Genomic DNA, 26,057 nt, shown 5'->3' with positions numbered 1-26,057 from the left:
CTAACGTCCTTAAGGTATTAATGTATCAATTTGAAGTTGGTAGTCACTTACACTTTCACGCTTTAACGACTCTGAATGACCTTCTAGCTCACCAGAACTTGGCATAACCGAGTCATCTATAGAAATACGCGCCGAAATAATAATATTTTCTGCGCTAGATAAGTTAAGTCCTGCAACCATTGCACTACTATCACTCAACTCAACTGTAATTGGAAATGAATAATTAGCGAGTTTAACAGCAGCTAATGGCATTGGCGAACCACTTGCTGCTTTTGCAAATATAAACAAGATACCGTCTTTTGGCTGTTTATCTATAAGCTCTTTTGCAATGTCGACTGTAACTGCAATAGCACCCGTTGTAGTAACTGGCATAACAGAGCCATCCGTTTGCATTTGCTTCTCTATATCAGCGATACGCTCAGAGATCATGCTATAACGAGAATCATTTTTTTCCATACTCGCAAGTAAAACTTCAAATGCAGCTTTGGCTTGAGGCCAATCTTTACGTTCATAAGCAATGAGTGCTAATAACGAAATTGCATCTAAATTGGTAGGCTCAACTTTTAGTACTTTTGAGAGCATACCTGCCGCACGGGTCATATTAGCTTCGCTGCCTTCTAATAATAAAACTTGGCTATAACTAATAAGTACCTGCATATTATCAGGATTCATACGTAGTGCTTTATCAAATGACTGCTGCGCCATGTCAAATTCATTAAGCGACATAGCAACTCGTCCAAGTAGCATCCAAGCGACTTCGTCATCACCTGAGCGGCTAAGCTTTGTACGAAGTGCCAATGCAAAAGCCTGCAGCTCATTTTGGCTAAGTGGCTCACCTTTTTGCATTACAGCACGCTCGCCGTAATCAGCTAAATTATCCATTGCATCATGCCAAGCCGAAATTTGCTGCTGACTACCCGTTAAACCATAAAAAACACCTGTTAGAGCAAGAACAAATGCGCCACCAGTTAAAGCAAAAATACGATTATTACCTTTGCTGTTTAGTGATTTTTCTGGTGATAACTCATTCAATAAACGGCGTTTTAATTCAATAATTGATTCTGCATGATTTACGGTATCAATACGCTGATTATCTAAATCGGTTTGTAAATCAACTAAACGCTGCTCATAAATGCTAATTAGCTCAGCATTGGCGTTATGAGTAATTGTTTGAACGCGCTCTTTTTTTAAAAAAGGCAACATCACAAACCCAAGAGCAACCAGTGTGAGTAAAGCAAAACACGCCCACATTAAAATCATTTAACTTTGCTCCTGACGTTTATTTTGTTCAATTAGCTTAGCTAACAGCATTTCGTCGTCACTGCTCCACGTTTGTTTTACTGATGCTTTTCGCTGGCGAATAACAATAAAACCAAAGCCGACTATGACAATTAACACAGGTAATACCCAAAGTACTAAAGTCGCTGGTGTAACTGGTGGGTCGTAATGAACAAAATAGCCAAAGCGGTCAATCATGTAATCAATCACTTCGTCTTTGCTCTTACCTTCTTTAACCAATACGAGTACTTTATCGCGCAAGTCTTTAGCAACCACAGCGTCAGAGTCCGCAATGTTTTGGTTTTGACACTTAGGACAGCGCAGCTCTTTAGTTAGCTCTTCAAACAATATTGCTTGTTTGTTGTTATCAAATTGATAGCGATCTTGCTCTGCAAACGCACAGATGCTTACAAAAAGGCTAAGCGTAAGTAGTAACCATTTCATTATTTAAGCTCCTGCATAATTGGCGCAAATTTAGCTCGCCATACTCGCGGGTTTATATCGCCCGTGTGATGCAACAAAATAGTGCCGTTTTTATCGACTAAAAATGTTTCAGGCGCACCCGAAACACCTAAATCCAACGACAAAGTACGATGTAAATCCAAGATATTAAATTGATATGGGTCACCCGCACGTTGCAGCATATCGCTCACTTCTGTTCGAAGTGATTGCATATCAAACGGGCCATCAAAGTCAGCGTCGTAACCTTGTACGTAATAAAGCCCAATAATTTTAACGCCTTGCTCACGTAACTTAGTTAAATAACCAAGTTCAACTAAACATGTTGGGCACCAAGTACCCCATACATTTAGTAAGTAAACTTCGCCTTTTAAAGACTCGTTGGTCCACGGCTTATTGTCTTGCATTAAATCAGGTAGATTAAATGCTGGCATTTCTTGACCTAACCGACCCGTTTGAATTTCACGAGGATTAGCAAAAAGGCCTTGGTATAAAAATACACATACAAAAGCAAATACTAAAAGCGGCGCAATAGCTAAAATTTTACGGTTCATAAAACATTCTCCGATGCAGCTCTACGCGCTGTTTTAGCTGATGTGCGGTAGCGTTTATCAAATAAAATCATAAATCCAGCAAGGGAAATAAGCACACCGCCAATCCACATCCAACGAACAAACGGTTTATGATAAATGCGAAGTGACCATGCACCTTGGCTCAACTGCTCACCTAACGCTAAGTATAAATCACGTGTAAAGCCTGCATCTATGGCCGCCTCGGTCATAAACTGCATACCAATATCATACTTACGTTTTTCGGCGTGTAAGCGTGTTACTAGCTCATTGTTTTTAAGCACCGATACAACACCAGCATGACCACTGTAGTTCGGCCCGCGAATAGTTTTAACACCATCAAAACGATATTCATACTCGTTAAGCTGAACTGTGTCGCCTTGCTTCATCGATACGTCACGCTCAACTGAATACGCCGATGTAAGCGTTACACCCGCAATAACAAACGAAATACCAATATGCCCAAGCACCATAGCCCAGTAACTTACACCTAAGCGTTTTAAACCTTCTTTTAAGGTGCCGTGTACAGCAGATTTAGTGTAAATGTCGATGCCAGTTGATATTGCAATCCAAACCGCAAGTGTTGTAGCTAGTAGCGTAAGTGGTTTTACTAAATCGTAACTTGAAAACAACCAAGCACAGGTAATCACTACACTGGCTAATACGCCCATTAATATTTTGTTTTGTAAGAAAGCCCATTTATTTTGCTTCCAGCGTAAAAATGGTCCTATCCCCATCAAAATAGCAAACGGGACTAAAATTATTGCAAACATCTTATTAAAAAACGGTTCGCCAATAGAAATACTGCCCAGGCCCATTTCTTTATGAACCATAGGTAATAACGTACCCAGCAATACAATTAATGTAGCAACTACTAAAAATATATTATTGAGCCATAACGCCACTTCGCGTGATACAAACTTGTATCGACCTTCACTATGTACTTGTGATACACGCAGTGCATATAACGCTAAGCCACCACCTACAACAATGCCTAAAAAGGCGAGTATAAATAAGCCACGATCAGGGTCTGTAGCAAAAGCATGCACCGATACAATAATACCCGAACGCACAATAAAGGTGCCTAACAAGCTTAATGAAAATGCTGCGATAGCAAGTAGTACGGTCCACGATTTAAATACACCACGTTTTTCGGTTACGCTTAATGAGTGTAGTAATGCTGTTGCAACAAGCCATGGCATTAATGATGCGTTTTCGACTGGATCCCAAAACCACCAGCCGCCCCAGCCAAGCTCTGAATATGCCCACCAGCTACCAATTGTGATTCCTAGAGTTAAAAAGCCCCATGCAGTCATTGTCCACGGACGTGACCACTTAGCCCATGTGTTATCAAGCTTACCGGTTAACAACGCAGCAATAGCAAAAGAGAAAGCGACTGATAGCCCTACATAACCCATGTACAATAATGGCGGGTGAATAATCATGCCCGGATCTTGAAGTAACGGATTTAAATCACGCCCTTCAACAGGGAAATAAGGAAGTAGGCGCTCAAACGGGCTTGAAAGTAGTAAGGTGTACATCATAAAACCTACACCTAAAAAACCAAGTACGCCCAATACGCGAGCACGTAGCACCCAAGGTAATGATTTAGAACGCGCAGCGACAACTGCAGTCCAACCAGCTTGCATTACTAACCACAGTAAAATAGCGCCTTCATGGCCGCCCCACGTAGAGGTGATTTTGTAATACCAAGGTAGTGTACTACTTGAATGATATGCCACATACGATACGGTAAAATCATCCGTTACACTGGCGTAAATAAGTGCTGCAAAAGAGATTAAAACAAAAGCGAATTGCCCAATTGCTAAAGAGGGAGCTGCGCGCATTAATCGAAGATTACCGGTATGCGCGCCCCAAAGAGGAAAAATACACAGTAAAACGCTTAGCACCATGGAAAGCGTTAAAGAAAAATAACCAATTTCTGGGATCATAGCTAATTACCACTATCTAAGTTGTATTTTGGTTTTTCGTGCTTAATACCTTTAACTGCCTCTGCAACTTCTGCTGGCATATATTCTTCGTCATGCTTTGCAAGCACTTCAAATGCTTCAATAATATTAGGTTCGATTAATACGCCCTGCGCTACAATGCCTTGCCCCTCACGAAACAAGTCTGGCAATATGCCTTGATAACGCACGGTCACTAATGGACCTGTATCAATTAGCTTAAAGCTTACTTGTAAGCTCTGTTCATTACGCTCAACCGTTCCTGGTACAACCATGCCACCAATTCGTAGCTTTTGGCCAATGAATGGTTTTTCTTTATTAGGCCCTTTGCCATCAATAAGTTCGCTTGGCGTATAAAAAAGATTAATATTTTCTTGAAGTGCATAAAGCACTAAACCAATTGATCCACCAATACCAAACAGTACGGCAATAATTACCAATAGGCGCTTTTTACGTCTTGGATTCATGAGGCTTGTTCCTGTTTAGCTTTTTTAATTCGCGCTTCACGTATTATTTGTTGCTCTACTGAAGCCATAATACGTTTGGTATCTCTTAAAGAGTTCATTAAAATACCAAGTAAAATAAGAGCGCATGTACCAAAAGAAAGCCAGATATAAAACCCGTAGCCTCCCATTGCAATAAAATCAGAAAAAGAGTCGAACTGCATAATTACCCCTTATTTAACAACAAACGCACCCACGGTCGGTGCTTTTCGCGTTGCAAAATTTCATTTTTAAGACGAATTAAAGTCACTGTTCCTACAAAAGCAGCAAAGGCTAAAATATTAACCATAAGAGGCCAAAACATACTTGGGTCTATTGCTTTAGTATCTAGTTTTGTAATGCTTGCGCCTTGGTGTAGCGTATTCCACCACTCAACTGAGTAATGAATAATAGGTAAGTTAATTACGCCCACAATCGCTAAAATAGAAGCCGCACGCCCTGCTGACTTCTTATCTTCAAATGCATGGTAAAGCGAAAGCACGCCAAGATATAAAAATAATAAAATAAGTTCAGACGTTAAACGCGCATCCCATACCCACCAAGCGCCCCACATAGGTTTGCCCCAAGCAGCGCCAGTAATAAGCGCTATAGCAGTAATACAAGCACCAACAGGCGCTATAGCAATAACGGCAAGTTCGGCATTTCGTAGTTGCCATACAAGTGCAACAACAGCTGCAATAGCCATTGATGAGTAAGCCCCCATAGACAAAATGGCGGAAGGAACATGAATAAAAATGATACGGTAGCTGTCTTTTTGTTGGTAATCAGCAGGTGCAAAACCAAGCCCCCATACCCATCCAACAATCATACTAACTACGGTAACTACGGCAAAATAAGGCAGTAACGTATTGCATAACTGGTATGCACGCTCTGCTTTAGCATAGGGATGTAACCACTTCCACATTAACTTACACTCACTTTTAAAGCTGACGATATGGCAATTGGTGCGCTAATAATAGCAATAAGTAACATTGCACCAAGGATGGCAAGCTGCCCACTATAATCCAGCGACATGGTGCTGGTATCGATAGCCGACGTTGCAAAAATCAAAACAGGAATATACAAAGGCAATACGAGTAAACTCATCAAAATACCCCCTTTTTGTAATCCCACAGTAAGCCCTGCGCCTATTGCGCCAATAAAGCTCAATAGTGGAGTGCCTAATAATAATGTTAAAACAGTTGCTGTTAACGCCGTACTTTCTAGGTTTAACAACAATGCAAATAGCGGCGTCATTAATACAAGCGGTAAACCTGTTACCACCCAGTGAGCAGCCACCTTAGCAAGTACGGTTAACGATAACGGGTAAGACGATGCAATTAGCTGCTCCAATGAGCCATCATTAAAATCATCTCTAAACAGCTTATCCAAGCCCAACATGGTAGAGAGTAATGCGGCAACCCAAATAATTCCCGGTGCCATTCTCGCTAGTAAACCAGGCTCAGGCCCGATTGCTAACGGAAATAATGAAATTACAATTAAGAAGAACAAAATAGGATTTACAATTTCAGCGCGCTGGCGAAACGCAAGTTTTACATCTTTGGTAAATACCGCACTGAATAGCAACCAATAAGAATGTTGACGAGTCATTAGTGGCGATACTCCAGTGTAACCGTTTGCAAGTTACTAAAATGGGTCGTTAAGTCTTGGTGAGTCGTTAATAAAATAGCACCACCGCTTTGTAAGTGTTCAGTAAATCGCCGCTGCAAAAAAGCAACACCGCTTTTATCAAGCGCGGTAAATGGCTCATCAAGTACCCATAATTTAGCATCACTTAACCAAAGCCTTACCAAAGCCACACGTCGTTGTTGCCCAGCAGATAACATTCTAACTGGTACATCTTCAAGTCCAACAAGGCCAAGTTGCGCTAAAATAGGATACAAGTCAGGCTGATTCATGTAGCCATTAATTTGTAACCAATGACGAACATTTTCAACTGCACTAAGCTGAGTGTTTACGCCTGTTTTATGGCCTATAAAGAGTAGTTCTCTGGCATACTCTTCGTAATACTTAGATATAGGCTGTTCTTGAAATAATACAGCCCCTTCGTCAGGCGCAGAAAAGCCAGCGATAATACGCAATAGCGATGTTTTACCTGCCCCATTAGGACCCGCTAATTGCATGATTTGACCGCTATTAAGGCTAAAATTAAGATCCGCAAACAAACAACGATCTTGCTTGATGCAGGTGACGGACTTAATGTATAACAAGATGACGATTCTCTCTGCCAAAAATTAGGCGTTAGTCTACCATAATGATAGGGTAATACGAATATTGCTTTAAAATCGATTCACTTAAAATAGAGAAAACTTGATTTAAAATAATGAATACGCCAACGCAAATCACATTATCTAATTCATTGGTTATCAATCAATCGGGCAACGCTCAAACGAATGAATTATCGCAATTACCTGATGAGGTACTTGCCGCTAAAAACATACAATTTTCGAAAGATTCGATTACGCTTGATGTATTCATTGATAAACATTGGCAAACATTAAGGCTTGGCACTACAAGCGCACCTCATAATTTACAAAAAATAGCCAGTGCTAACATACAACTTAGTCCCGATGGCAAACAGCTCAACATCACACCGAACAGTACAACCATTACTTTAAACAAGCCGGCTCAATTACAACGTTTATTAAATTATATAAGCACGGGCACTGAGGTACAAAGCAAACCACTGGATGTTCAAGTAGTTGTATCTCCTACCCCCAGGCTAGTTATCGATAAGCTCAACGTCAGTATTGCTATAAATAAAGACGTAGCGCAGTTACTTATAACTGAGCAGCCTTTAAAAGTAGTTGTTAGCACTACAAATAAAGGCGCCCAGCTTAATGTTATTAATCGCTTTGCTGATACAGTTCATACGCAACCACTTAACCAAGCTAAACTTACTAATTTACTCGCAGCCTTATTGCCTAGTGCGCAATTACAAGCAACACCTAAACTAGCAATTTTAACTCATCCTCAAAAGTCAGGCTCGTTTACAACGCAAATTACTAATCAACAAGTTAGTGAACTACCCAGCACCCCTATAAAAGTAAACTTAGCAAATCAAGCTGATAAGTTATTTATTAAAACCGATACTAATAATATAAAAGTGACACTTAATAACTCATTTTCTAAACCGTTTAACGAGTTACTTTTAGCTCAAAAAAGCAATACCCCTGAATCTGTGCCCACTATTAAAGCAAGCTCACTGCTTACACCTGACAGCCCAATAAAGTCGTGGCTACAAAATAGCTTTAGTGATTTAAAAACGCGAATTAATGATGCAGTTAAATATTTTGAAAGTAAGCCCTTTGCAACAGCAAATAAATCTGAATTAACACCGCTATCAGCATCATCTGCGCTACAGAGGCCGGACTTAGTTATACAATTAACAGAATCACCGCTTGATAAAATCAACATTACCCAAAATGTAAGTACTGCGTTAAATAGCAATACGAGCAATATTTTACCAGAGCACTTTTCAAGGCTCCCGCCGCTTGTGCAATTAACTCAACTTATGAAAGGAAGTGTTAGTATTTGGCAGCCACTCATTAATGGAGCTAAAGAGCAAATAACTCTCCCAGTACAATTAGCCATAACTGATAGTAAGCAAAATAAAACAAGCTCTGCTAGCATTGAAAACATTCAACCATTAACAGAGCAGCTACCAAATATCGCCTCTCGTAGTCAAATGCTACAACCAATAGAAGCAAAATTATTAAGTACACTGCTAAAGTTTCCTGATACCACTATTCCTACTGCTCAGCTGGCTCATAATAAACAACTTTTGAGTAGTCAAATTACTGATATTGTAAATAGAGTCACTAAAGATACCCCCGATTTAACTCGCTTGATCAACCAAGCATTTAATCGTATGGTCTCAAGTAACAATATTAATCCTTCGACCATACAGCGTGAAATACTTGCTACTTTACAGCCCAATCAGCTAACGGGTGACATGTTACAAAGTAGCTTTACTAAAGGGCTTGAGCAAGTTGCAGTGAGTATTTTAGCTGCCCCTATTATTAGCCAATCAGTAGCGCCTATCAGTTTTAATAATCAAACTGGCTTAGATGCACTTTTGCAAGTACTCATACCTACTTTTAAAACAGGTAACATCGGAGCGAAAATGCTTGAGCAACTCCAACAAGCTCAAGTCCAAGCTTTGGCCAGCGAAATTGTGCACGTTAAAAATACACTTACCCAAGTGAGTGTTTCAACACCAAATCAACAGCCAGACACAAACCCTCTTGCACAATTTTTATTGCCAATGCGATTGCCAGCAGAGGCCGCCCAAACAGAAATAACACTGGGGCAATATAAAAAACCAAGTGCAGATAAGTTAGAAGATAAAAATGTATGGTTTGTAAGGTTAAACTTTGATTATGCCCAACTTGGACAGTTACAAATTACCGCTGAGTTAATGGATAAAGCACTTAATTGCCAGCTGTTGGCATCAAGCCAAGAAGTAAGTGCAATTGCTCACCCTCACTTAGATAACTTAAGATCTAAACTAGCTAAACATGGTTTACAAGTTGGCGAACTTAATCTGAAGCGTGGTGATGCTAATAATCAGGCATTTTATAAATCTCATGCAATTATTAATATTAAGGTTTAGTCATGAGTGATGCATCTATCAATAAATCAGCCATTGGGCTTTTATACGAAGCTGGCAGCACACCAACCGTAAGCGTTAAAGGGTTTGGTGAATTAGCTGACGAAATAATTGCGGCGGCGAAAAAAAAAGGAATTATGATCCACGAAGATGCGGCCCTTGCTAAAACGTTGTCTCACTTAGAGTTGGGGGAAGATATCCCAAAAGAGCTTTATTATGTTATTGCAGAGCTTATTGCGTTTTCGTATGTATTGAGAGGTCAATTTCCGCCGGGTTGGCAGGACTTTCAAGGGAAGTTGAATATTAAGGCTTGAGCTTATTTATGTGCTTATAACTAAAAAGGCGCTAAGCGCCTTTCTGTTTATGTAATGAAAATAGTAATTCGGCTTCTGCTCTTGGTAATTCGCATTCGCGAATCACCTCATCTAGATCAGCGCCTAACTCAACCATTTTGACAGCACGAGAGTAAATTTTAGCGTCAGGGTCATCGTATTTTTGCGCCGCTTGTTGTTGTATCAAATCTTGATTTTGTTGCTCAACCTCAAGCACTCGTTTACCAATACTTAAAAGTCCTGTTCTAAGCTCTGATATTTCACTTCGCAAAATATGTGTTTGCTCTGAGCTATCTTTCAGTTGCTGTAATGCAGCATTAATTTCATTCGCTTGTTTGTTTTTTAATGCAATTATTAGCGCAAGCGATATAAGTCCTACCGCTAACGCTGATATAGCTATACTAAGTAACAGCATAATTTATTTGGTAAAGCTTATATATCGCTTAACTCATCCCATTCGTCATCACTGAGTAATTTATTTAAATCAACTAAAATCAGTAACTCGTTTTCACGATTACAAACGCCTTGAATAAACTTAGCACTTTCTTCAGTACCAACATTTGGTGCACTATCGATTTCAGAGCTGCGCAAATAAACAACTTCAGATACGCTGTCAGCTAAAATACCTATAACTTGCTCTTCAGCTTCAATAATTAAGATACGAGAGTTGTCAGTTGCATCCGCAGGTAGCAAACCAAAACGAGCACGAGTATCAATAACTGTTACTACGTTACCGCGTAAGTTAATAATACCAACCACATAAGAAGGAGCACCTGGCACCGGGGCTATTTCAGTGTAGCGCAGTATTTCTTGAACTTGCATTACATTTACGCCGTAAGTTTCTTCTTCTAACTTAAACGTAACCCACTGTAAAATTTCATCATTATTATCCGCGTTTTTATTTGCTGACAGTAATTTATCTTGATTCATGCTATTACCCCGTAATGGTCATTACTTCTGACGGCTATCTAAGCCTTTCTCTAATAATATATTTAAATTATCAACGTCTATTAAAGCACACATTTTTTCTTTTATAACGCCTGCAAGCCATGGGCGCTTACTTTTATTTGTACGCCATTTTACATCTTCTTTACTCAATGTAATGTTATTTATCAACTTTTCAGCTAATAAGCCCCACTGGCTATCACCTAAGGTAATTAAATACTGATAATCTAAAGACGCCTCTAATTTATCATCATACTTTTCTGGCATTACCCAACGAGCAGTATCAACAACATTAAGCTTCTCTTCTCTGTTGAGCATAACGCCTTTAAACCATTTTGGCTTACCAAATAAATGATTTACTTCACCTAATTGATGTATACCGCCTAATGCTTTTAATGGTACAGCCAATGTTAAACCAGCGACTTCAAAAAATAATGCCTGAAATTCGCCGTCAAAATAGTCAGACTGACAATTGGTTGCAATCTGTGGTTCTGGCTTTTCTATAGCATTGCATATCGATTTTATTACTTCATCGTCAACAGCTTTTTTGGCTTCAATCATTGGTTCAGTTTCAACACTGAGTAAGTCTTGATCAAATATTTTTTCTGTGGCTTTTATTTGTTCTTTGGGCTTTAAATGAATGTGCGCGTGTTGTGAACTATCTGGAACTTGCTCAAGTAATTTTGCAATTGGCTCAAGGTTATCTACAGGCTCGTCTTCACATAACAAAGCCCCTAGATATTGCTTCATTACTTTTTCATTCGCAAATAATTGCTTACTCATTCATTAACCTTGTTCAATTAAATATTCTAGCAGTGCTTTATATGCGTATACACCACGCGAACGAGGACAATACTCTACAGGCACTTTTTGCGCAAAGCTTGCATCTCTAAATTTAGTATCTACCGGTATCACACCTGGCCAGACTTTATCACCATATGTACTTTGCAGTGTTTTATATGCTTCTAACGATGCTTTAGTACGTTTATCATACATAGTAGGGATTATAGTATATTGATAATCTTTCGCTTGAGAGGTTTGCATTAATTCCATAGTCCGCATCATTCTATCAAGCCCTTTAAGTGCTAAAAACTCCGTTTGCACAGGCACTAAAATTCGTTCGCTTGCTGCAAGCGCATTCACCATTAACACCCCTAAAACTGGGGGACAGTCTAAAATAGCATAGTCGTAATGTTCGCTTATTTTTGCAAGTGCTTTTTTTAATATTAATCCCATTCCTGTTTTATTACCCATGCTTCTATCAAGCGTGGCTATTGCCATAGTTGCGGGTAAAATATCTAGATTTTCAAGTGTTGATGGGCATAAAGCTTGAAGTATCTCTTCACTTTGCATACTTGTGCCACGCGCAAAAATATCATAAACACTCACTTCTAAATCCTCTGAATCGATGCCAAAGTAATAAGTGAGTGATGCATGAGGGTCTGTATCTATAAGCAACACACGCTTACCTTGCAAGGCTAAAATACCAGCAAGGCTCACTGCGGTCGTTGTTTTACCAACCCCCCCTTTTTGATTAGCGACAGTCCAAATCTTCACATTACATCCTAATTACTGTTCATTTCGCGTTGTTATGCGAATACCACCATGAGGCAAACGAATTATTTTTATTGTGTCGTCATCTGAAGGAAGTTCAACTTCAGGCGCTACCACTAGATGCTCACTTGCTTGTCCATCTTTGATGCTTTTTTTTTGTGGTAAACCATACTTAGAAAGTGCAATAACAACTTTACGATTCTCTGCTCGCCCTTGTTCTGTATCATTACTTACAAAAGGTGAATATTGACCATAACCTTCTATCGCCATTCTGGCAGAATTAATACCCAATGCTTCAAGCTCTACTAAAATTGACGTTGCTCTAGCTACCGAGAGTTCCCAATTTGAGCGAAACATTTCATTACGAATACTTTCATCATCAGTATAGCCACGTACTCTAATATAGTTATCTACTGGAGCAATAATATCTTTAACAATCTTTACAACTTGTTTTGCTCGAGAGTGAGCAACTGAGCTGCCACTTGAAAATAACATACCTGAGCTTAGCTCTATAATCAGCCAATCTTGATTAAGCTCTAAACTAGCTTCCCCATCACGAATTTCATCAATAAGCGCTGACTGTAATTTAGTTAATAAGCTGTCGAGAGGCTTTCCTAGATATTTTTGTTGTATGTTACTTGTATCACTTTGACCGTCGAGTAGCTCTGGGCCTTGTTCTTCTTTTAAAATACTTTCGCCGTAAAGAACTTCTTGTTCAGGTGTTACTCTATCAGTCAATATCCCATTACCATTAACGCCTTCACCTTGAGCAGAGTGCTGGCGGGCTGATTTATCAAAAACATGTTCGAGGGAGTCTGACAATATTTGAAATTGCTCTTCTTTGTTAATCGCTATTGCATACAGCACGACAAAAAAGGCAAACATAATGGTCATGTAATCGGCATACGATACAAGCCAACGTTCTGTATGCTGGTTTTTAGGGGCAGAATGGCGAAGTCGTCGGCGCAACATGTTTACTCGTCCACGAAATTAGGACGCTCTACGCGGTAGGCTTCAAGCTTTAATTCTATATTGACTGGGCTTTCGCCGATGCTTATTGCAATGATGCCTTCGGCAAGCATTTCATGGTAAAGCATTTTTTGCTCTACACGCTGCTTTAATTTATTTGCCATAGGTAAAAACAATAAATTAGCTAAACCAACACCGTAAATCGTCGCAATAAATGCAGTTGCAACGCCAGCACCAAGCATTTGCGGATCGGTAATGAACGACATTGCCTGTATTAAACCAAGCACGGCGCCTAAAATTCCAATAGTAGGGCTGTAGCCCCCCATTGCTTCATAAACACGAGCGGCTTCGAGTAAACGATCGCGCTCTAGCAGTAAATCTATTTCAAGAGTATCACGTAGTTTTTGCTCTGAGCAGCCATCGACAAGTAAGCTTAGACCTTTTGCAGCATAAGCATCTGAATTGGCTAACGCTTCATTTTCAAGCGCTAAGTAACCTTCTTGGCGCGCTTTATAAGACCATCGTTTAACTTGCTCTATTGCTTCTTCAATATCGTATTGTGGCGCGACAAAAACCCAAGAACTCATATTTAGCATTTTTTTAAATGTGCTAGCCGATGTTTGCAACATAACAGCGCCAAGCGTGCCGCCGAATACAATAATAAGCGCAGGGCCATTAAATAGGGCAGAAACAACGCCTCCTTCTAAAGAGTAACCTAGTCCTATTGCACCCAATGCCACAAATAGTCCGAATATTGAGAGCTTATCCACAACCCACCTCTCTCTTTATCCGTGCAGCAACATCACTAAGTGCTAAACTCTCACTTGAAAGCCCCGCATTAGCAATTGCTTGAGGCATTCCGTAAACAACACAACTCTTTTCATCTTGTGCCCAAATGGTTGCACCCATTTGTTTTAACATTCTCGCACCATCGCGTCCATCAGCCCCCATACCTGTTAGAACAATAGCAAGTACATCACCTTGATACGCTTTGGCTGCACTAGCAAAAGTAACATCTACGCTCGGTTTGTAGCTTATTCTCTCGCTATGATCCTCAAATACACGCAGTGTTCTATTTGCCCCGCGCCCTTCGACCATCATCTGCTGTCCACCAGGTGCTAAATAAGCAGTTCCAGGCTGTAAGCGATCACCTTGTTGTGCTTCTTTCACTTTTATCTGGCACAGGCCATTCAAACGTGCCGCAAATGCGGGTGTAAATGCTGCAGGCATATGCTGAATAAGTAAAATAGGGTGAGGAAAATTAGCTGGTAGTTGGGTCAATATAGTTTGTAGCGCAACAGGCCCACCTGTGGACGTACCAATAGCAACGAGTTGGTATTGTTTTCCACTTGCTCGCACTGTGGCTACATCCGAATGTATAAATGCAGCAGGTGCTGATCTTTGAAAACTTCTATCTGGTTGTTTTACAGGGGGCGTTGATGTATTCGTTCCTTGCGGAAGTGAGCTTGTTATCGCTCTAGTTGGTATTACTGACTTAGGTGGTGTTACAGGCCTAAATGTTCCTGCTAAACGTCTTCGCCCTATATCTTTCACTTTATTTTGCAAAAGCTTTATAGCGTCTTCATTATTACGGGCAATATCTTCAAATTTTTTCGGTAAAAAATCCATTGCTCCAGCATCAAGTGCATCAAAAGTTGCTGTTGCGCCATCACGTGTTAGTGATGAAAACATTAGGATAGGAGTTGGATTACTCGCCATTATTTCTTTAACTGCGCTAATGCCATCAAGCACTGGCATTTCGACATCCATGGTGATCATATCAGGACGTAATTGAGCTGCTTTCTCAACAGCTTCTCTGCCATTAACAGCAAAGCCTATAACTTGTATGTCGCTATCTTGCTCAAGGATTTCGCTTACTCTACGGCGAAAAAAACTTGAATCATCAACAACTAAAACTTTAACGGCCATTTAGCTCTCTTATTAAATTTATGCGTAGGTATATATTAAATATATACCTACTTTATTATTAGCCAGCGTAATGTTTTAACATGCTTGGAACATCTAAAATTAGTGCAATGCCACCGTCCGAAGTAATTGTAGCGCCAGCCATGCCTGGCGTACCTTGCAATAATGCATCGAGCGGTTTAATAACTACCTCTTCTTGACCAATTAATGAGTCAACAACAAAACCAACTTGCTGCGTACCAATTTGAACAATAACTACGTGGCCTTTTGCTTTTCGCTGCGAACGATCTGTGCCTTTAACTAACCAATGCTCTAAGTAAAACAACGGTATTGCTTTTTTACGCACTATAATTGTTAGTTGCCCATCAACCACATTTGTTTTTGTTAAATCTAAATTGAATATTTCACTAACACCAGCTAGTGGTAACGCAAATGTTTGTGCACCAACAATTACCATTAGGGTCGGCAATATAGCTAAAGTAAGTGGTACTTTTATTTCTAAAATAGTACCTACGCCTAACTCCGATTGAATACTTACAGAGCCATTTAGTTGGGTGATTTTAGTTTTCACCACATCCATTCCAACACCACGACCAGAAATATCAGAAATCTCTTCTTTAGTAGAAAAGCCTGGTGCAAAAATAAGGTTATAAGCATCAGTATCAGAAAGTCGACTCGCTTGGTCGTGATCGAGTACACCTTTACTAATTGCGATTTTTTTCAGTTTTTCAGCATCCATACCAGCACCATCATCTTTAATGGTTAGCAATATATGATCGCCCTCTTGGGATGCTGATAAAGTAACGTTACCTGTTCTAGGCTTACCTGCAGCCTCACGAACCGCTGGCATTTCAATACCATGATCAACTGAGTTCCTAACTAAATGCACAAGTGGATCAGCAAGAGCTTCAACTAAATTTTTATCTAAATCGGTTTCTTCACCTACAAGTTGTAAGTTGATATCTTTGTTTAAGCTGCGTGCTAAATCGCGTACTACGCGAGGGAAACGGCCAAATACCTTTTTAATTGGCTGCATTCGCGTTTGCATAACCGCGCCCTGAATATCAGCAGTCACTACATCTAAGTTCGATATTGCTTTACCCATCGCCTCGCTATCTGAACTAGTTGCTAAACTAACCAGACGATTTCGTACAAGTACTAATTCACCAACCATATTCATAATTTGGTCAAGTCGTTTTGTATCTACGCGAACTGTTGTTTCGGCTGCAGGCGGCGCTGTTTTTTTAGGTGCTGCTTTAATAACGGATTTTTCTGCCGGCTTAGAAGCAGGAACTTCCGCAGGTTCTGGTTTTTTTATAGGCATACTTGCTTTAGAAGCTGGTGCAGCAGGCAAAGTAGGCTGCTTTACAACGGGAGTACTCTCTATTGATTTAGGAGCAGTACCTTTACCGTGAAGTTCATCAAGGAGTGCTTCAAATTCGTCATCACTAATTTCATCATCTGATGAATTTAAGTTTGATTTAGCAGGTTCTGCTGGTAGTTTTACAGCGTTATTTTGCTTAGGCTCTTTAGTTGTAACATTACCAAAACTGCCAACACCGTGTAACTCATCTAGTAAGTTGTCAAATTCGTCATCTGTAATGTCACCATTAAAGTCACTACTTACTAGCGGTTTTTCAACAACAGGACCTTGGCCTTTACCGTGTAGTTCATCAAGTAAGTTTTCAAATTCATCCTCAGTGATTTCGTCTATGTCACCAGTACTAACTGAAGGAGTTCCGCTAAATAATTCATCAAATGCAAATGGATCATCGTCAGCTGCTGGCGTATCAACCACCTCATTTTGAGATTGCTCAACATCTGTTTGTGAAGATACTCCGTTCAGTTCAGCTTCTGTTGGAGGTAAGCCTAATATATGAAGGGTTTCAAGTAATTGAGGGTCTGCAGGTTCAGGCTTATCTCTATTTTGAATAGTTGCGAACATTTCATTAATAGTGTCGAGTGCTTGTAAAATAACATCCATTAATTCTGAATTAACCGTTCGCACGCCTTGACGTAATAAATCAAATACGTTTTCAGCACCATGACAAGCATCAACAAGCTCCGTCATTGCAAGAAAGCCTGCACCACCTTTAACAGTATGGAAGCCTCTAAATATAGCGTTTAATAATTCAGTATCTTCTGGATTATTTTCCAGTTCAACTAACTGTTCAGATAAAAGCTCTAGGATTTCTCCTGCCTCTACAAGAAAGTCTTGTAAAATATCTTCATCGACTTCAAACATGCAGTTACTCTCCTCTTAAAAGCCCAAGCTTGATAAAAGATCATCGACTTCATCTTGATCAGACACAACATCATTACGCGATTCTTTATCAATAATAGGGCCTTCTGGACCTGCTAAAGTTTGTGTAACAACTGGTTCTTCTATTTTTTGTTGTTCTATTATCTCAGCTGTGCTGTCATCTTGAGCAGCAAATGCTGTTAAAAGATGAAGTAAGCTTTCTTCTACTTCTCTAACAAGCTCAATAACGCGACGGATAACTTGCCCTGTTAAGTCTTGATAGTCTTGAGCCATTAATACATTAGTCATTAAGTTCTGTAGCTCATCCGTTTTATGATGAGAGTTATTCATAAACTTATCGATACTGTGACACAGCGATTTAAACTCACCGAGCTCAATCTCGCGGCTCATTAAACGATCCCATGTCGGTTTGATATGGGATATTTCATCGGCCAATTGTTGAGCTATAGGTAAACTAGCTTCAACGGCATCCATTGTTTTATTAGCGGCATTTTCTGTCATTTCTATAACATAATTAAGTCGCTTTTTAGCATCTGGAATAGCATCTGTAGTTAGATTAGCCAAACGAGTATCAAGCTCAAAGCCTTTTAGTGATTCGTGCAATTGACGAGTCAATTTTCCAACTTCAGCAAATAATTCAGAGTGTTCTTTAGACGCAGTCTCCAAAATTAATTGATTTGCTTTATCTTGTTCATCATTTTCTAAAAAAACAACGAGTTGACGAGCTTGTTCTAACGTTATTTGAGGCGCAGCAGGTGCTGGCATAAGCCTCTCCCTTATCATTTAGCCTAAACGTTCAAATACTTTTTCTAATTTAGTTTTTAATGTTCCAGCCGTGAATGGCTTAACAATATAACCATTAACACCGGCTTGCGCTGCTGCTATTATTTGTTCTTTTTTAGCTTCTGCTGTTACCATCAATACGGGAATATGTTTTAACTTATCATCCGCACGAATTGCTCTTAAAAGATCAATGCCTTGCATTCCTGGCATATTCCAATCGGTAACCACAAAATCGAACACCTGATTTTGTAACATAGGCAAAGCTGTAGAACCATCATCAGCTTCTTGAACGTTAGTGAAACCTAAATCACGTAACAAATTTTTTATAATTCTTCTCATTGTTGAAAAATCATCAACTACAAGAATTTTCATGTTTTTATCCAAAACATCCTCCAGTGAGGCCTTAACCTGTGTTTACTTACTACTAATTTATCCAGTCATTGATTTTAGCCTTGAGCTTAATCATCGCCTGACCATGTATCTGACTTACACGCGATTCACTTACATCGAGTATATGTCCTATTTCTTTTAAATTCATTTCATCGTTATAGTACAAAGAGAGCACCATTGCATCACGCTCCGGTAGTGACTTAATTGCACTTAGTAAAGATGCATTAAACCGCTCTTTTTTTACATTATTAAAAGGTCTATCTAGTGCAAAATCCTGGTCTATGGGAGTAATAACATCCTCATCTATGCCAAGGTCTTCAATACCTAATACTTTACTAGAATTTACATCACTTAAAATATGATGGTATTCATTAAGCGAAATTTCAAGTTTTTCAGCAACTTCTGTATTCGTTGGTTCACGATTAAGACTACTTTCGAGCCAAGTAATTGCCTCTGCAACCTGTCGGCTTTTTCGGTGTACTGAGCGAGGAGCCCAATCACCACGGCGCATTTCGTCAAGCATAGCTCCGCGAATACGAATACCTGCAAAGGTTTCAAAGCTTGCGCCCTTTGTCGCATCAAAGTTTTTTGAAGCTTCTATTAAACCTATCATCCCCGACTGAATTAAATCGTCAAGTTGAACGCTAGGAGGTAATCGAGCAATTAGATGGCACGCCACCTTTTTGACAAGTGATGCATGCTTCTCAACAATCACATTTAAATTTTGTGTTGATTGATATCCCATAGCTCTATTCACCAATGTTGTCATAATTAGCCGTTTACTAGCTTCTCAATGAAAAACTCTAAATGACCAGATGGTTGGTTTGGTATTGGCCATTTAACTGCTTTGGTTGCCAACGCTTTAAAAGCAAGAGCGGCTGGCGAATTTGGAAAAAGTTCTACAATCACTCTTTGACGACGCGTTGCTTTACGCATATTTTCATCATAAGGAACGGTGGCTACTAGCTCCATTGATACATCTAAAAAGCGATCTGTAACTTTAGAAAGCTTTGCAAACAATTCCGTGCCTTCTCGCATACTGCGGACCATATTGGCAACAATTTTGAACTTATAAACACCATGTTCACGACTTAATACTTTAATAAGTGCGTAAGCATCCGTTATCGATGTTGGTTCATCACACACGACAACCATTACATCTTGTGCCGCGCGTGAAAAGCTCAGTACCATGTCTGAAATACCAGCGGCTGTATCTACTATCAAAATATCAAATTCGGTATTCAATTCGCTAAATGCACGAATTAGCCCCGCATGCTCAGATGGTGACAGTTCAACCATACTTTGCGAACCCGATGTAGCGGGTACAATTTTAATACCTGCTGGGCCTTCAACTAAAATTTCGTCAAGCTCGCATTCACCAGACAAAACGTGTGATAAATTGCGCTCAACACGCAAACCAAGCATAACATCACAGTTTGCTAAACCTAAGTCGGCATCCAGTACTAACACTCTATTACCTTGCTGCCCTAATGCAATAGCGGTATTTAGAGAAACATTTGTTTTCCCTACTCCACCTTTACCACCGGTTACAGCAATAACTTTTACGCCATTGTTACTGTTCTGACTCATTTTTCGCAGGCCGCTTGCTTGATCTAATACTGTGTTAATCATACATCCCTACTGAACTTGACGCCACTGATTGATGCCTTGAATCTTGTGCTTTTATTCTTTTTAAATACAATTGCTCAGCCTTTTTTACTAGTTTTTCAGCATTTGCAACACGAATATCTTCTGGTACTCGTTGACCATTAGTAAGATACCCTATTGGAAGACGATTTTGAATCGCAATACTAATAATTTCACCTAAACTTAATGACTCATCTAACTTAGTGAAAATACAGCCGCTTAACTGTACTTTTTTAAAGTGGCGTACTGTTTCTTGTAGTACATTAATTTGTGCTGTGGCACTTAGTACCAGGTAGCTACGAATATCCACACGTTGGTTGCGCATTAACGTATTCAACTGCTCCGTTAAACGCAAATCTCGTTGACTCATACCTGCAGTATCAATTAATACTAGTCGTTTATTACGCAGATGATATAAAACTTCAGCTAGTTCATTAGCATCTTTAACTTGCTTTACACCACAACCAATAATACGGCCATAAGTTGCAAGCTGCTCATATGCACCAATTCTGTAAGTATCAGTGGTTATTAGAGCCACTTTATCAGCGCCATATTTTTGTGCGCCTAAAGCTGCAAGTTTAGCAACAGTCGTTGTTTTACCAACACCTGTTGGACCTACTAATGCATATACCCCACCTTGGCGAAGTATTTCATTATTAGTTGTTTGCATTTGATCCTCGACCATCGTTAACAATGCTTTCCAACCTTGTTGACGAGATACGTCATCAGGTACGAAACATGCCATTTGTTGCGCGACTTCTTTATCAATACCCATGCCGACTAAACGGTCAACCATACAAGCACGTGTAGGATCGCGTCGCGCCATATCTTGCTGCATTAAACCAGACACTTGATGTTCTAATAATTGACGAATTGCGTTCATTTCTTCACGCATGGTTGTCATTTCTTGGCTTTCATTATTTGGTTTTTGTTGAAGAGTCGTTACTGGGCTATCTAAATCATCAAAGTCGCGATCTAAATCATCAAAACCCAAACTATCTGCTTGAGTTTGTGGGCGAACTGGCGCTGCATTTTCAGGAGCAAACATATTTTTAATACGCGGCTGCGCAGCTGGTTCTTGATAGTTATCAGTAGTATCAATACCCGATTGTGAAAACATAGATGCAAGTTCAGGGGAACGTGGACGCGGCGACTGACGCTCTAGTAATGCTTGTAAGCTGTCAGCCACTTTTGCTTGAGGTTCAGGTTTGGCACGCTGAGGCTCTGGCTTTATAAAATTATGCATACTTTGCTGTGCTGCTTGAACACGAGGCTCAGCAGTACGTTGTGGTTGCGCTGCTTCTTTAGGGGCTGCTTTGTCATAATCAACTGCCGCTACAATTTCTACACCGTTAGCCAGCTTCTTATTTGACATAATAACCGCATCAACACCTAATTCATCTTTAACTTCTTTAAGTGCTGTGCGCATATCTTTAGCAAAAAAACGTTTTATTTTCATGATTCAACCCCTTTAAATTCTTATTGTTGGCCTACAGAGCTAACAATCTTGATCTGTCTTTCATCTGGTATCTCTTGATAAGACATCACTCTCAATCCTGGAATGGTGTACTTAACAAAACGAGATAACACAGTGCGTAACATTCCTGACGTTAGCAATATCGAAGGCTCTCCAGCCATTTCTTGGTTCTGATGCGCTTGCGTCAATGACACTTGAAGTCGCTCAGCAAGTCCTGGCTCTATACCGGCACCTTCGTCGCCTGCATTTTGCAATGACTGATGCAACATCTGTTCCAACTCAGGCGCCAAGGTTATGACAGGAATTTCTGATGACATGCCCACTGCATCTTGAACGATTAATCTTCGCAGTGAAATACGTACCGCAGCCGTTAGTACATCAGGGTCTTGGCTACGCGGACCATATTCAACAAGGGTTTGAACAATTGAGCGCATGTCGCGAATAGCCACCCCTTCATTCAATAAATTTTGCAGTACTTTTACAATTGCAGTTAATGGTAATACATCGGGTACTAATCCTTCCACTAAACGAGGGTGGCTTTTAGCAAGCATATCAAGCAGGTTTTGGACTTCTTCATGTCCTAGTAGCAACGCCGCACTGTTAGTTAATAACTGGCTAATATGGGTTGCAACTACCGTGGCAGAATCGACAACGGTGTAACCAAGTGATTGTGCTTCATCTTTTTGATCAGGCTTAATCCAAACTGCATCAAGGCCAAAAGCAGGGTCTTTAGTGTCGACTCCTTTAATTGGTCCAAACACTTGCCCAGGATTAATCGCTAGCTCGTCGCCATGTTTAAGCTCGCTTTCACCGGTTGAAACACCCATTAGTGTTATTCTGTATGCATTAGGGTCAAGCTCTAAATTATCGCGGATATGTACAGGTGGCACCAAAAAGCCAAGTTCTTGAGAAAGCTTTTTACGAACCCCTTTAATACGATTAAGTAACTCACCACCCTGTGATTGGTCAACTAAAGGAATTAATCTGTAACCTACCTCTAATCCAATTACATCAACCTGTTGAACGTCATCCCAACCAAGTTCTTTTTGCTCTTGTTTATTTGCAACACCCGTTGCAGCGCTTCCACCATTAGCTGCTTCCTCAGCCTCTGCAGCGGCGGCTTTTAATTTACTTTGCTGTGTGTAGTAAGCTAAATAGCCTAGTAACGCACCTAAACTTAAAAAAGCAAAGTGCGGCATGCCAGGCACTAACCCCATAATGATCAAAATACCAGAAGCAATAAAGAGTGATTTTTCATTACCAAGTTGTTTCTTGAATTGGTCACCCATATTGAGCGACTCATTTTGGCGTGTTACAACAATCGCTGTACCAATTGAAAGCAGTAAAGAAGGTAGCTGAGCAACTAAGCCATCACCAATAGTAAGTAAAGTATATACTTCCATGGCATCGCCAAAGCTCAAATTGTGCTGAATCATACCTACAAACAAACCACCAACAATATTGATGATCAATATAACAATACCTGCAATGGCATCGCCTTTTACAAATTTACTCGCACCATCCATTGAGCCATAAAAGTCGGCTTCTCGGGTTACTTCCTCGCGGCGATCACGCGCTTGCTCAGCACTTATAAAACCAGCATTTAAATCGGCGTCAATTGCCATTTGTTTACCCGGCATTGCATCAAGGGTGAAACGTGCAGATACCTCAGATATACGCCCAGCACCTTTAGTAATTACTACAAAGTTAATAATGATCAGAATTAAAAATACAACCAAACCAACAGCGTAGTTACCACCAATAACAACTGAGCCAAACGCTTCAATTACTTTACCAGCAGAATCACCACCATTATGACCTTCAAGTAATACAACTCGAGTACTGGCAACGTTGAGCGCTAAGCGCATAATCGTAGCGATTAGCAATACAGAGGGGAATATACCAAACTCGACCGGCTTCATCGTGTAAACAGTCACGAGTAAAACCACTAATGCGAGGGCAATATTAAACGAGAAAAGAATATCGAGTAAAAATGGCGGCAATGGTAAAATCACCATTCCTAAGGCAGCAAGTACAAGCAAAGGAGTACCGACCCCTTTGGCATAGTCTTTTTTGTCTCTGTTAAGTTGTTGTAATACCGCTTTAAAACTCATAATTCTACAATTTCAAAAAATTGACACTGCATTGAATTAGCAATAACTATTCCAAGTTACTAGGTTAACGATTTTAATATTTATAGGCATCTGGGATGGGTAGCTTATTGTTAAGCTTAGTTGGGCGTTTTCCGCGCCCTTTATTAAAGCGCTTAAGCTGAAATACATAGGCTAAAACTTGCGCTACAGCGGTGAATAACTGATCCGGTATTTGTTCGCCAACTTCAGCAGTATGATAAAGTGCTCGAGTCAGCATCGGGGATTCTAAAATAGGTACTTCATTCCCTATTGCTACTTTTCTAATTTGCATCGCCATTTCATCAATGCCCTTTGCAAGCACAATAGGCGCTCCTGCACGCTCTGTGTCATATTTTAATGCTACCGAATAGTGAGTTGGATTGGTAACAATAACATCAGCATCTGGGACGTCTTGCATCATGCGATTTTGTGACATTTGCCTTTGAGTCTGTCTTATACGCGCTTTTATTTGTGGATCACCTTCAGAGTTTTTATACTCATCTTTAACCTCTTGCATTGTCATTTTAAGTTGTTTGTTATGATTATAACTTTGAAATGGAGCATCAATTGCCGCAATAATAATTAAAGTGCACGAAAGACCCAAGAACATCCAAGCTAAAATTTCTAAGGCATGAATAATATTACCCGGTGCACTTTCTAAACTTAAGTGCAGTATTTCATCAAAAAAGGTATTAATTAGAAATATAGCGGAACTTGCAACTAAGCCAAACTTTAATAGTGACTTTACAAGCTCAACAGCCGCTTGCGGGCCAAACATTCGCTTAAAGCCTTTCATTGGCGACATTTTACTTGCTTTAGGCGCGGCTGCTTCCCAGCTAAAATTAAAACCACCTAACAAGGTATTACCTATAAACGCAGCTAAAACAATAATAAATACGAACATGGCCATAGGAAATATTAAAGCGTCCGCAACTTCTCCCCATACAGCAAACATTTTAGTAGTGTCAAAGGCTTCGTTACGATTCAAGTTAAGCGTACGGCCCATTACATTGTATAAACCTTTGCCAATTTCAGGTCCATACATCAAAAGCGATATAGCCGAAAAAATAAGTACAAACATGGTACCTAGCTCTTTAGAACGCGCTATTTGACCTTTCTTTTTAGATTCTTCAAGCTTTTTGGATGTGGGTTCTTCTGTTTTTTCTTGTCCTGAGTCTTCAGACATGCCTTTCTCCTAAGGTGAACAACCAACTAGAGTACACATTAGCTCAACCATTTTTAACCATTGAAATTCAAACTGAGTAACAAAGTTACCTAGTGTCGCCCAAATAATAATGAGCCCAGCTACCAAGGTAAATGGAAAACCGATAGAGAAAATATTTAGTTGAGGAGCTGCACGCGTCATAATACCAAACGACATATTAATAACGAGCATAGCCGTAAGCGGTGCCAGTGAGAGTACAAGTGCTGTCGTAAACATCCAGCCACCCCATGTCACTATGTCCCAATAATGATCGACGGCCCACCAATTGCCGTCAATGGGTAATACATCAAAACTATGCACGACCATTTGAATCATCATTAAATGACCATTAAACACAAAAAATAGCAACGTCGCTAAAATAAGGAAGAACTGACCAACCGCTGGAACACTTGCACCATTAGAGGGGTCAATAACAGAGGCAAAACCTAAACCGGTTTGCATTGCTAATATTTGCCCTGCTAACACAAAAGTATTTAATAAAAGTAGAGATGCAAAACCAATGGCAGTACCAATTAGTATTTGTTGGATAACCACTAAAATCATCTCAAACGAAAACAAATTAGTAAATGTAGCCGGTGGAAGAACAGGCACAACAACAAAAGTTACAACAACCGACAAGCCCATTTTTATTCTTGTTGGAACATTTTTAGCGCCCAAGCCGGCCATAATCATAATCATTGAGCTGATCCGTACTAAGGGCAGCAAAAAGTCGCTCAACCATTGAATGATTACTGAAAATGGATACTCCACATTTAACCTGCAATTTCAGGGATAAGTAATACTAGTCCGGTAAAAAAGTCCATTAACTCTTGGGTAAGCCAGTGCCCACCAACAATAAGTGCACTAATGGTAATTAATAAACGAGGCAAGAAACTTAATGTTTGTTCATTAATAGACGTTGCAGCCTGAAATACGGCAACCACTAAACCAACAATTAAACCGGGTATTACAATTGCAGACACTAACTTAATGACTAAAAATAAAGAGTCGCTTAGAATATCAACAAATATTTCAGGTTCCATGTTG

At 39.9% G+C, this 26,057-nt stretch carries 28 protein-coding genes; 2 read left to right on the top strand and 26 right to left on the bottom strand.

Annotated features, from left to right (window positions below; genetic code table 11):
* Positions 1 to 9 precede the first annotated feature (9 nt).
* Genes ccmI through ccmA form a run of 9 tightly spaced genes read right to left on the bottom strand, consistent with a single transcriptional unit; the run spans position 10 to position 6,986 of the window.
* Positions 10 to 1,260 carry a c-type cytochrome biogenesis protein CcmI gene (gene ccmI, locus I6F40_RS09790; protein WP_166376940.1) on the bottom strand — a complete coding sequence of 417 codons (1,251 nt, stop codon included), beginning with the start codon at positions 1,258 to 1,260 and terminating at the stop codon, positions 10 to 12.
* Positions 1,261 to 1,722, bottom strand: coding sequence for a cytochrome c-type biogenesis protein (locus I6F40_RS09785; protein ID WP_165739534.1), 462 nt, complete (start codon positions 1,720 to 1,722; stop codon positions 1,261 to 1,263).
* A complete protein-coding gene (locus tag I6F40_RS09780; protein ID WP_007585852.1) occupies positions 1,722 to 2,291 on the bottom strand; it encodes a redoxin family protein in 570 nt (189 codons plus the stop codon). Before I6F40_RS09780 ends, I6F40_RS09785 begins: the two co-directional genes overlap by 1 nt.
* Positions 2,288 to 4,258, bottom strand: a complete 1,971-nt coding sequence (locus I6F40_RS09775) for a heme lyase CcmF/NrfE family subunit (protein ID WP_166376939.1) — start codon at positions 4,256 to 4,258, stop codon at positions 2,288 to 2,290. The genes I6F40_RS09780 and I6F40_RS09775 overlap by 4 nt, the downstream gene beginning before the upstream one ends.
* A gap of 2 nt (positions 4,259 to 4,260) precedes the next feature.
* A complete protein-coding gene (gene ccmE, locus I6F40_RS09770; RefSeq protein ID WP_166376938.1) occupies positions 4,261 to 4,740 on the bottom strand; it encodes a cytochrome c maturation protein CcmE in 480 nt (159 codons plus the stop codon).
* Positions 4,737 to 4,940, bottom strand: coding sequence for a heme exporter protein CcmD (ccmD, locus tag I6F40_RS09765; protein WP_166376937.1), 204 nt, complete (start codon positions 4,938 to 4,940; stop codon positions 4,737 to 4,739). The genes ccmE and ccmD overlap by 4 nt, the downstream gene beginning before the upstream one ends.
* Positions 4,941 to 4,942: 2 nt before the next feature.
* Complete coding sequence (locus I6F40_RS09760) at positions 4,943 to 5,680, bottom strand: heme ABC transporter permease (protein WP_007585844.1); 738 nt, start codon at positions 5,678 to 5,680, stop codon at positions 4,943 to 4,945.
* Positions 5,680 to 6,366 carry a heme exporter protein CcmB gene (gene ccmB / locus I6F40_RS09755; RefSeq protein WP_002959286.1) on the bottom strand — a complete coding sequence of 229 codons (687 nt, stop codon included), beginning with the start codon at positions 6,364 to 6,366 and terminating at the stop codon, positions 5,680 to 5,682. The genes I6F40_RS09760 and ccmB overlap by 1 nt, the downstream gene beginning before the upstream one ends.
* Complete coding sequence (gene ccmA / locus I6F40_RS09750; RefSeq protein WP_166376936.1) at positions 6,366 to 6,986, bottom strand: cytochrome c biogenesis heme-transporting ATPase CcmA; 621 nt, start codon at positions 6,984 to 6,986, stop codon at positions 6,366 to 6,368. Before ccmA ends, ccmB begins: the two co-directional genes overlap by 1 nt.
* A 113-nt stretch (positions 6,987 to 7,099) precedes the next feature.
* On the opposite strand from ccmA, the gene fliK reads away from it, so the two are divergent.
* Together fliK and I6F40_RS09740 are read left to right on the top strand one after the other, a co-directional pair.
* Positions 7,100 to 9,391 carry a flagellar hook-length control protein FliK gene (fliK, locus tag I6F40_RS09745; RefSeq protein WP_166376935.1) on the top strand — a complete coding sequence of 764 codons (2,292 nt, stop codon included), beginning with the start codon at positions 7,100 to 7,102 and terminating at the stop codon, positions 9,389 to 9,391.
* A gap of 2 nt (positions 9,392 to 9,393) precedes the next feature.
* Entirely contained in the window at positions 9,394 to 9,702 is a 309-nt protein-coding gene (locus I6F40_RS09740) for an EscU/YscU/HrcU family type III secretion system export apparatus switch protein (protein WP_166376934.1), read from the top strand.
* A gap of 31 nt (positions 9,703 to 9,733) precedes the next feature.
* Here I6F40_RS09740 and I6F40_RS09735 read toward each other — a convergent pair whose 3' ends face one another.
* The 17 genes from I6F40_RS09735 to fliQ all read right to left on the bottom strand — a co-directional run bounded on the left by I6F40_RS09735 (position 9,734) and on the right by fliQ (position 26,053).
* Entirely contained in the window at positions 9,734 to 10,135 is a 402-nt protein-coding gene (locus tag I6F40_RS09735; protein WP_166376933.1) for a DUF2802 domain-containing protein, read from the bottom strand.
* A gap of 17 nt (positions 10,136 to 10,152) precedes the next feature.
* Entirely contained in the window at positions 10,153 to 10,650 is a 498-nt protein-coding gene (locus I6F40_RS09730) for a chemotaxis protein CheW (protein WP_166376932.1), read from the bottom strand.
* A gap of 21 nt (positions 10,651 to 10,671) precedes the next feature.
* The gene (locus I6F40_RS09725) at positions 10,672 to 11,448 is read right to left on the bottom strand and encodes a chemotaxis protein CheW (protein ID WP_166376931.1); all 777 of its coding nucleotides are present in this window, start codon (positions 11,446 to 11,448) and stop codon (positions 10,672 to 10,674) included.
* A gap of 3 nt (positions 11,449 to 11,451) precedes the next feature.
* Positions 11,452 to 12,222 (bottom strand): ParA family protein, encoded by a 771-nt coding sequence (locus tag I6F40_RS09720; RefSeq protein ID WP_007585827.1) that lies wholly within the window; start codon positions 12,220 to 12,222, stop codon positions 11,452 to 11,454.
* Between the two features lie 12 nt (positions 12,223 to 12,234).
* Positions 12,235 to 13,191 carry a flagellar motor protein MotB gene (locus I6F40_RS09715; protein ID WP_166376930.1) on the bottom strand — a complete coding sequence of 319 codons (957 nt, stop codon included), beginning with the start codon at positions 13,189 to 13,191 and terminating at the stop codon, positions 12,235 to 12,237.
* A 2-nt stretch (positions 13,192 to 13,193) separates the two neighbouring features.
* On the bottom strand, positions 13,194 to 13,958 hold the full coding sequence (locus tag I6F40_RS09710) for a flagellar motor protein (protein ID WP_166376929.1): 765 nt from the start codon (positions 13,956 to 13,958) through the stop codon (positions 13,194 to 13,196).
* Positions 13,951 to 15,117: a protein-glutamate methylesterase/protein-glutamine glutaminase gene (locus I6F40_RS09705; protein ID WP_166376928.1), complete on the bottom strand. Its 1,167-nt coding sequence runs from the start codon at positions 15,115 to 15,117 to the stop codon at positions 13,951 to 13,953. Before I6F40_RS09705 ends, I6F40_RS09710 begins: the two co-directional genes overlap by 8 nt.
* 58 nt (positions 15,118 to 15,175) lie before the next feature.
* Positions 15,176 to 17,359, bottom strand: a complete 2,184-nt coding sequence (locus I6F40_RS09700; RefSeq protein ID WP_197192838.1) for a chemotaxis protein CheA — start codon at positions 17,357 to 17,359, stop codon at positions 15,176 to 15,178.
* Between the two features lie 15 nt (positions 17,360 to 17,374).
* Positions 17,375 to 18,142 carry a protein phosphatase CheZ gene (locus tag I6F40_RS09695; protein ID WP_166376926.1) on the bottom strand — a complete coding sequence of 256 codons (768 nt, stop codon included), beginning with the start codon at positions 18,140 to 18,142 and terminating at the stop codon, positions 17,375 to 17,377.
* Between the two features lie 18 nt (positions 18,143 to 18,160).
* The gene (gene cheY / locus I6F40_RS09690; protein WP_008132609.1) at positions 18,161 to 18,544 is read right to left on the bottom strand and encodes a chemotaxis response regulator CheY; all 384 of its coding nucleotides are present in this window, start codon (positions 18,542 to 18,544) and stop codon (positions 18,161 to 18,163) included.
* A 40-nt stretch (positions 18,545 to 18,584) separates the two neighbouring features.
* Positions 18,585 to 19,295 carry an RNA polymerase sigma factor FliA gene (locus I6F40_RS09685; protein WP_166376988.1) on the bottom strand — a complete coding sequence of 237 codons (711 nt, stop codon included), beginning with the start codon at positions 19,293 to 19,295 and terminating at the stop codon, positions 18,585 to 18,587.
* Between the two features lie 26 nt (positions 19,296 to 19,321).
* Positions 19,322 to 20,182 (bottom strand): MinD/ParA family ATP-binding protein, encoded by an 861-nt coding sequence (locus I6F40_RS09680; RefSeq protein ID WP_166376925.1) that lies wholly within the window; start codon positions 20,180 to 20,182, stop codon positions 19,322 to 19,324.
* Positions 20,175 to 21,656 (bottom strand): flagellar biosynthesis protein FlhF, encoded by a 1,482-nt coding sequence (gene flhF, locus I6F40_RS09675; protein ID WP_166376924.1) that lies wholly within the window; start codon positions 21,654 to 21,656, stop codon positions 20,175 to 20,177. Before flhF ends, I6F40_RS09680 begins: the two co-directional genes overlap by 8 nt.
* A 20-nt stretch (positions 21,657 to 21,676) precedes the next feature.
* Positions 21,677 to 23,788, bottom strand: a complete 2,112-nt coding sequence (gene flhA, locus I6F40_RS09670) for a flagellar biosynthesis protein FlhA (RefSeq protein ID WP_166376923.1) — start codon at positions 23,786 to 23,788, stop codon at positions 21,677 to 21,679.
* 73 nt (positions 23,789 to 23,861) lie between these two features.
* Positions 23,862 to 24,992: a flagellar biosynthesis protein FlhB gene (gene flhB / locus I6F40_RS09665; RefSeq protein ID WP_197192837.1), complete on the bottom strand. Its 1,131-nt coding sequence runs from the start codon at positions 24,990 to 24,992 to the stop codon at positions 23,862 to 23,864.
* Positions 24,993 to 25,001: 9 nt separating this feature from the next.
* Positions 25,002 to 25,781 (bottom strand): flagellar biosynthetic protein FliR, encoded by a 780-nt coding sequence (fliR, locus tag I6F40_RS09660; protein ID WP_166376921.1) that lies wholly within the window; start codon positions 25,779 to 25,781, stop codon positions 25,002 to 25,004.
* A 2-nt stretch (positions 25,782 to 25,783) separates the two neighbouring features.
* Entirely contained in the window at positions 25,784 to 26,053 is a 270-nt protein-coding gene (gene fliQ, locus I6F40_RS09655) for a flagellar biosynthesis protein FliQ (RefSeq protein WP_166376920.1), read from the bottom strand.
* Between the last annotated feature and the right edge of the window lie 4 nt (positions 26,054 to 26,057).

It is taken from the genome of Pseudoalteromonas sp. SWXJ133 (assembly GCF_015864365.1).
GTDB lineage: Bacteria > Pseudomonadota > Gammaproteobacteria > Enterobacterales > Alteromonadaceae > Pseudoalteromonas > Pseudoalteromonas arctica.
The sequence above is the reverse complement of the archived record's forward strand: the minus strand, read 5'-3'. Positions and strand labels throughout refer to the sequence as shown.

What these genes read in the sequence shown, in the direction of transcription:
- I6F40_RS09785 (WP_165739534.1), bottom strand. Translation starts at nt 1,722, where the DNA reads ATGAAATGGTTACTACTTACGCTTAGCCTTTTTGTAAGCATCTGTGCG.
- fliQ (WP_166376920.1), bottom strand. Translation starts at nt 26,053, where the DNA reads ATGGAACCTGAAATATTTGTTGATATTCTAAGCGACTCTTTATTTTTA.
- fliK (WP_166376935.1), top strand. Translation starts at nt 7,100, where the DNA reads ATGAATACGCCAACGCAAATCACATTATCTAATTCATTGGTTATCAAT.
- ccmE (WP_166376938.1), bottom strand. Translation starts at nt 4,740, where the DNA reads ATGAATCCAAGACGTAAAAAGCGCCTATTGGTAATTATTGCCGTACTG.
- flhF (WP_166376924.1), bottom strand. Translation starts at nt 21,656, where the DNA reads ATGAAAATAAAACGTTTTTTTGCTAAAGATATGCGCACAGCACTTAAA.
- I6F40_RS09740 (WP_166376934.1), top strand. Translation starts at nt 9,394, where the DNA reads ATGAGTGATGCATCTATCAATAAATCAGCCATTGGGCTTTTATACGAA.
- I6F40_RS09680 (WP_166376925.1), bottom strand. Translation starts at nt 20,182, where the DNA reads ATGATTAACACAGTATTAGATCAAGCAAGCGGCCTGCGAAAAATGAGT.
- I6F40_RS09735 (WP_166376933.1), bottom strand. Translation starts at nt 10,135, where the DNA reads ATGCTGTTACTTAGTATAGCTATATCAGCGTTAGCGGTAGGACTTATA.
- I6F40_RS09705 (WP_166376928.1), bottom strand. Translation starts at nt 15,117, where the DNA reads ATGGCCGTTAAAGTTTTAGTTGTTGATGATTCAAGTTTTTTTCGCCGT.
- flhA (WP_166376923.1), bottom strand. Translation starts at nt 23,788, where the DNA reads ATGAGTTTTAAAGCGGTATTACAACAACTTAACAGAGACAAAAAAGAC.
- ccmB (WP_002959286.1), bottom strand. Translation starts at nt 6,366, where the DNA reads ATGACTCGTCAACATTCTTATTGGTTGCTATTCAGTGCGGTATTTACC.
- flhB (WP_197192837.1), bottom strand. Translation starts at nt 24,992, where the DNA reads ATGTCTGAAGACTCAGGACAAGAAAAAACAGAAGAACCCACATCCAAA.
- I6F40_RS09730 (WP_166376932.1), bottom strand. Translation starts at nt 10,650, where the DNA reads ATGAATCAAGATAAATTACTGTCAGCAAATAAAAACGCGGATAATAAT.
- I6F40_RS09715 (WP_166376930.1), bottom strand. Translation starts at nt 13,191, where the DNA reads ATGTTGCGCCGACGACTTCGCCATTCTGCCCCTAAAAACCAGCATACA.
- I6F40_RS09685 (WP_166376988.1), bottom strand. Translation starts at nt 19,295, where the DNA reads ATGGGATATCAATCAACACAAAATTTAAATGTGATTGTTGAGAAGCAT.
- I6F40_RS09780 (WP_007585852.1), bottom strand. Translation starts at nt 2,291, where the DNA reads ATGAACCGTAAAATTTTAGCTATTGCGCCGCTTTTAGTATTTGCTTTT.
- I6F40_RS09760 (WP_007585844.1), bottom strand. Translation starts at nt 5,680, where the DNA reads ATGTGGAAGTGGTTACATCCCTATGCTAAAGCAGAGCGTGCATACCAG.
- I6F40_RS09725 (WP_166376931.1), bottom strand. Translation starts at nt 11,448, where the DNA reads ATGAGTAAGCAATTATTTGCGAATGAAAAAGTAATGAAGCAATATCTA.
- ccmI (WP_166376940.1), bottom strand. Translation starts at nt 1,260, where the DNA reads ATGATTTTAATGTGGGCGTGTTTTGCTTTACTCACACTGGTTGCTCTT.
- ccmD (WP_166376937.1), bottom strand. Translation starts at nt 4,940, where the DNA reads ATGCAGTTCGACTCTTTTTCTGATTTTATTGCAATGGGAGGCTACGGG.
- I6F40_RS09775 (WP_166376939.1), bottom strand. Translation starts at nt 4,258, where the DNA reads ATGATCCCAGAAATTGGTTATTTTTCTTTAACGCTTTCCATGGTGCTA.
- I6F40_RS09695 (WP_166376926.1), bottom strand. Translation starts at nt 18,142, where the DNA reads ATGCCAGCACCTGCTGCGCCTCAAATAACGTTAGAACAAGCTCGTCAA.
- I6F40_RS09700 (WP_197192838.1), bottom strand. Translation starts at nt 17,359, where the DNA reads ATGTTTGAAGTCGATGAAGATATTTTACAAGACTTTCTTGTAGAGGCA.